Source organism: Paenibacillus mesophilus (genome assembly GCF_005938385.1).
In the GTDB taxonomy this organism is placed as follows: Bacteria; Bacillota; Bacilli; order Paenibacillales; family NBRC-103111; genus Paenibacillus_AB; species Paenibacillus_AB mesophilus.
The window spans coordinates 1-5,735 of record NZ_VCRA01000068.1 but is presented as its reverse complement, the minus strand read 5'-3'; the positions used below and the strand labels follow the sequence as shown (position 1 = coordinate 5,735).

Here is a 5,735-nt window from a genome sequence, read left to right as displayed (position 1 = left end):
AGTTTGCTCGTGCCCGCAGTTTTATCTCTACCCTCCGTAAGCAAGGCCTCCCGGTCCTCACCTCCCTAACCTCCGTTCTTTGTGGTGAATTTCGTTTTGGATGATTATGGAACCTAAGTAGTAACTCAAATGTACCTTATCGGCCGGAGTTGTCCACCAATTCGCGTGGAAACGGGGCCGGCGGGTAGAAATAAGGTGCAAATGAACACTATATCAGCTGTACGCGCAGCGTCGGGACAAAATAGTGTTCAAATGTACCTTATCGGAGGAACATGCCTATTAAGCCGGTATAGCAGGGCATCCCGGCTTGCAACTTTTCGCCAAATTGCATATAATACGTGTTAAATATTCAAATGCGACGACGGAGAAGAGTACGCAGCGCCTCCTTACAGGGAGGGAGCGCCGGAGATTGAGAGCGCTCCTAATGGAACCGGCTGCCGAAGTTCGCTCCCGAGCAGTCCTTTGAAACCGGACGTACGGCAGTTCTAGAGCTGACCGACGCGAACCGGCAAGTAGGGGGAACCGGTCCGAGCCGTTAACTCGGTCAAGCGAAGACGTTATTCGCTGCCTGCGAAGTCCGCTGTCGATGCGGATCGGCGCGTTCGGCGGCAGCACGTCTTAACAAGGGTGGTACCGCGGCACATTCGTCCCTTACGGGGATGGGTGTGCTTTTTTGCGTTCGGTTTTTGCTTTGCTTCACTTTTTGGGGATAAACAAAGGAGGAATCCAGATGAAAGAACGATTGCTTGCGCTTAAAGTCGAGGCGCTGCAAGAGCTCGACCGGGTGGAGAACGCCCAGCAGCTGAACGACCTGAGAGTCAAATATTTGGGCAAAAAAGGCCCGCTCACCGAAATTTTGCGCGGTATGGGCGCCTTAAGCGCCGAAGAGCGGCCGATCATCGGCCAAGTGGCCAACGACGTGCGCGCCGCGATTGAAGAAGTGATCGAAGCGAAGCAAGCCGGTTACGCCCAGGCCGAGACGGAAAACCGGCTTAAAGCGGAAACGATCGACGTGACTCTGCCCGGCCGGCCGGCTCCCCATGGAGCGGTTCATCCGTTGAACAAAGTCATTCAAGAGATCGAAGACATTTTTATCGGCATGGGCTATACGATCGCCGAAGGACCGGAAGTGGAGAAGGACTATTACAACTTCGAAGCGCTCAACTTGCCGAAAAACCATCCGGCGCGCGACATGCAGGACTCGTTCTACATTACCGAGGAGCTGCTGATGCGGACGCATACGTCCCCGGTGCAAGTGCGGACGATGGAGAAGAAGCAGGGCGAAGTGCCGGTCAAAATCATTTGCCCGGGCCGGGTATACCGCCGGGACGACGACGATGCGACTCATTCCCACGTGTTCACGCAAATCGAAGGACTCGTCATCGACCGCCACATCCGGATGAGCGACCTGAAAGGAACGCTGCTCCAGTTCGTGCAGGAAATGTTCGGCAAGCAAGCGCGCATCCGCATGCGCCCAAGCTTCTTCCCGTTCACTGAGCCGAGCGCGGAAGTCGATGTTTCGTGCATGATGTGCGGCGGACACGGCTGCCGGACTTGCAAGCAGACCGGCTGGCTGGAAATTCTCGGCTCCGGCATGGTGCACCCGCGCGTGCTGGAAATGTCCGGCTACGATCCGGCCGAATACAGCGGCTTCGCTTTCGGTATGGGAGTCGAGCGGATCGCCATGCTGAAATACGGCATCGATGACATTCGTCATTTCTATACGAACGACGTACGTTTCCTGAAGCAGTTCGTGCACATTTAAGAACTTTAACGGAATTACCGCCTTGACTGACGACCGGGGCTATGTGGACCGACTAGTCCCGGTTGTCAGAGAGCAGGTACGTTATTCCGTTAAAGTTCCCTAACCAAAGGAAGGAAGTGATCGGGACATGAAAGTCTCTTATCAATGGTTGTCGGAATATGTGGACCTGAAAGGGTACACCGCTTCCGATCTGGCGGAGAAGCTGACCCGCAGCGGGATCGAAGTCGATACCGTGGAGAATCGGAATAAAGGGGTCACGAATGTAGTCGTAGGCTACGTCAAAACGCGGGAAAAGCACCCGGACGCAGATAAGCTGAGCGTCTGTACGGTCGACGCGGGCCAGGGCGAACTGCTGCAAATCGTGTGCGGTGCGAAAAATGTGGACGCCGGGCAAAAGGTTCCGGTAGCGCTTGTGGGAGCCGAGCTTCCCGGCGGCCTGCAGATCAAGCGGGCGAAGCTGCGGGGCGTCGAGTCGATGGGCATGATTTGTTCCGCCAAGGAGCTCGGACTTAACGAGAAGCTTCTTCCGAAAGAGCAGCAGGAGGGCATTCTGGTGCTGCCCGAAGATACGCAAGTCGGTGCTTCGATTCTCGAGGTGCTCGGCATCGGCGACGAGGTCATGGAGCTAGACTTGACGCCGAACCGTTCCGACTGCTTGAGCATGATCGGCGTCGCTTACGAGATCGCCGCCATCCTCGGCCGCGACGTGCTGCTGCCGGAAGACGAGGTCGGCCTGCACCCATCGCAAACGAAAACATCGGACCAGCTGCACGTCGATATTACCGCCGCGGAGCAGTGCAGCCGATACTCGGCCCGAATCATATCCGGCGTGAAGGTCGGCCCTTCTCCGCTCTGGCTGCAAAGCCGGTTGACGGCTGCCGGCGTTCGCCCGATCAACAATATCGTTGATGTGACGAATTACGTCATGCTCGAATACGGACAGCCGCTTCATGCTTTCGACGCCGCCAAGCTGGAGGGCGGACGCATCGAAGTACGGCTCGCCCGCGAAGGCGAGAAGTTCGTCACGCTTGACAACGTCGAGCGGACGCTTGCTCCCCATATGCTGCTTATAGCCGACGGCGTCAAGCCGATCGCGCTGGCCGGCGTGATGGGAGGCGCCAATTCGGAAGTTTCCGCGGAGACTACGACGATTGTGCTCGAATCCGCCAAGTTCGACGGCGGTACGGTCCGCAAAGCGTCCCGTCAGCTCGGGCTTCGTTCGGAAGCTTCGCTGCGCTTCGAGAAGGAAGTGAACGCCGATGCGGTCATTCCGGCATTGGACCGGGCCGCATCGCTTATCGCGAAGCTGGCCGGCGGGGGCATTAGCGAAGGCATCGCGGAAAGCGTCACGCATCATGCGGAGCCCGTTACCGTACGGATCTCGCTCGATAAAATCAACCGCTATCTCGGAACGGAGCTATCCTCCCTCGAGATCAAGGTGATTTTGAACCGGCTTCATTTTCAATACGAGGACAAGAGCAACGGAGAGTGGCACATACACGTTCCGCTTCGGCGCGGGGACATTACGCGCGACGTCGACGTTATCGAAGAAATCGCGCGGCTTTATGGGTACGATAACATTCCGGTCACCCCGATTCTCGGAGCGACAACGCCGGGCTCGCTGACCCGGGAGCAGTCGATCCGCCGCACGCTGCGCAGGCTGCTCACCGAAAGCGGGCTGCATGAGGTCGTTACGTATTCGTTCACGCATCCGGAGCAGATCGCGGCATTCCGCGGCATGTATCCGTCCGCGAAGCCGATCGCCTTGTCGATGCCGATGAGCGAGGAGCGTAGTGTGCTGCGTACGAGTCTCGTGCCTCATTTGCTGGACACAGCCTTGTACAACCGGAACCGCAATATGGACGATGTGGCCGTTTTCGAAATCGGCAAAGTGTTCGTTACGTCCGAAGATGCTTTGACTACTCTTCCGCAGGAGAAACTAATGCTGGGCGTCGTCTGGACAGGCAAGCGCTCCTCGGCGCATTGGGGCGGCAAAGCGGAGAAAGTGGATTTCTACGACCTGAAGGGCGTATTCGAGAAGCTGACCTCTGCCCTCGGTATCGAGGAAGTCCGGTATTCGTCCGCACAGCCGGAAGGGTTCCACCCGGGGCGGACTGCGGAAATCGCGATCGGCTCCGGCACGATCGGGCGTCTAGGCCAATTGCACCCCGCCTTGCAGCAGACAAAGGATCTGGAAGATACGTACGTGCTCGAGATCGAGCTGGAGCCGCTGATCGAGCATGCCAGCTTCCGCATCGAATACAAGCCGCTGCCGAAATATCCGTCGATCGGACGGGATATGGCGATCGTCGTAGACGCCGGGGTGCCGGTCGGGGAAATCCGGAGCACGGCCCGGAATACGGCGGGCGCGCTGCTAGAATCGATCGAAGTGTTTGACATCTATACCGGAGAGAGGCTCGGCGGCGGGAAGAAGAGCGTTGCTTTCGCGCTCGTTTACCGTCATCCGGACCGTACTTTGACTGACGAAGAAGTAGCGGAACTGCACGGCAAAGTCGTTACGGCGCTTGAACAAACATTCGGCGCGGAGTTGCGCAAGTAGAAGGAAATAGGGCCGGTCACATCGAATGTAATAAGCGATGGGCCGGCTTTGTTGTTTTTGGAATTGTTCCCCAAAAAATCGTCGTTGTTTTTCGACAGTTATCGTCATCTTTTTGGGGTATTTCAGCCGCAGCCGCCCTGCCATGTCATGTTCCGTGAGTCGGAATGGAAAGGAAGTGCCGATATGAATACGGGCGATAATAAAATACGAGTTACAGTCGATATATATGGGACAGAATATAAGTTAATGGGTGCTTCAACCGCCGGATACACGAAGAGAATCGCCGAGTACGTCAACGACCAGATGCATCAAATGGCCAAAATGTTTCCCCGTTTGGACACGCCGCGCCTGGCCGTACTGGCGTCGGTGAATATGGCGGACGAATTTTTCAAGATGAAAACGCAGGTCGATGAGGTTCAGCAGCAGCTGCAGGCCGGAAAGGAGCTCCAAGCAAGCTATGCCGCGCTGGAGGAGCGTCTGCGTCTCTTGCAGGAGTCGTCCGAACAAGACTCGATCCGTTTTCGCGAAAAAGAGAAAGAGCTTGCGGCCGAAGCCGAGCGCATCCGGGAGCAAGCGGGCCTTGCGGAACGGGAGCTGGAAGCGGAACGCCAGGGCCGGATCGCTTTGGCCGAACAGCACGCCAAGGAATTGGCGAAGGTTCAGGAATCGGCCGAGCAGCTGCTGGAAGCGAACCTTTTGCTCGAGGAGAAGGTAAGCGGCCAGGAGATCAGAAGCGAAGCTTTGGAGAAGGACGTTTTGCAGCTTGGCGAGAGCAATCGCAAATTGGAAGCGACGAACCTTCAGCTCGAAGAGACGTACGGTCAGCTGCAGGAAACGTATCGTCAACTGGAGGATACGAACCGCGAGCAGCTGGAAAGCTTCGAATTGAAGCGGAAGCAGATGATGGAGCAGGAAGAGCAGCTGCTGCAGGAGCTCGTCGCCCAGCAGGAATCCTACAAGAAGACACTCGAGGAGCAGCGCGGCAAAGCGAAGCAGGCGATTGAGGAAGAACGGCGCAGAGCCGAGCAAGCGCTGAAGGAAGAGCGCCGGAAGGCGGAGCAAGCGCTGGCGGCCGAGCGGAGCAGAAGCGAGGAAGAGCTGAAGGCGGCGCTGGAAGCGGAGCGGGAGAAAGCGGAGCAAGCGCTGGTCGCCGAGCTGAGCAGAAGCGAGGAAGCGTTGAAGGTGGCGCTAGAAGCGGAGCGGGGGAAAGCGGAGCAAGCGCTGGTCGCCGAGCGGAGCAGAAGCGAGGAAGCGTTGAAGGCGGCGCTGGAAGCGGAGCGGGAGAAAGCGGAGCAAGCGCTGGTCGCCGAGCGGAGCAGAAGCGAGGAAGCGTTGAAGGCGGCGCTGGAAGCGGAGCGGGAGAAAGCGGAGCAAGCGCTGGTCGCCGAGCGGAGCAGAAGCGAGGAAGCG

General features: G+C 57.7%; 3 protein-coding genes. All 3 read left to right on the top strand.

All coding sequences use genetic code 11. The features are described from left to right. Window positions 1-730 precede the first annotated feature (730 nt). Window positions 731-1,765 carry a phenylalanine--tRNA ligase subunit alpha gene (gene pheS, locus FE783_RS37070; protein ID WP_138884423.1) on the top strand — a complete coding sequence of 345 codons (1,035 nt, stop codon included), beginning with the start codon at window positions 731-733 and terminating at the stop codon, window positions 1,763-1,765. A 127-nt stretch (window positions 1,766-1,892) separates the two neighbouring features. After that, the gene (gene pheT, locus FE783_RS37065; protein ID WP_138884422.1) at window positions 1,893-4,325 is read left to right on the top strand and encodes a phenylalanine--tRNA ligase subunit beta; all 2,433 of its coding nucleotides are present in this window, start codon (window positions 1,893-1,895) and stop codon (window positions 4,323-4,325) included. Between the two features lie 183 nt (window positions 4,326-4,508). Continuing rightward, window positions 4,509-5,735 (top strand): cell division protein ZapA (gene zapA / locus FE783_RS37060; protein WP_476638934.1); only part of this gene is annotated, 1,227 nt, incomplete at its 3' end.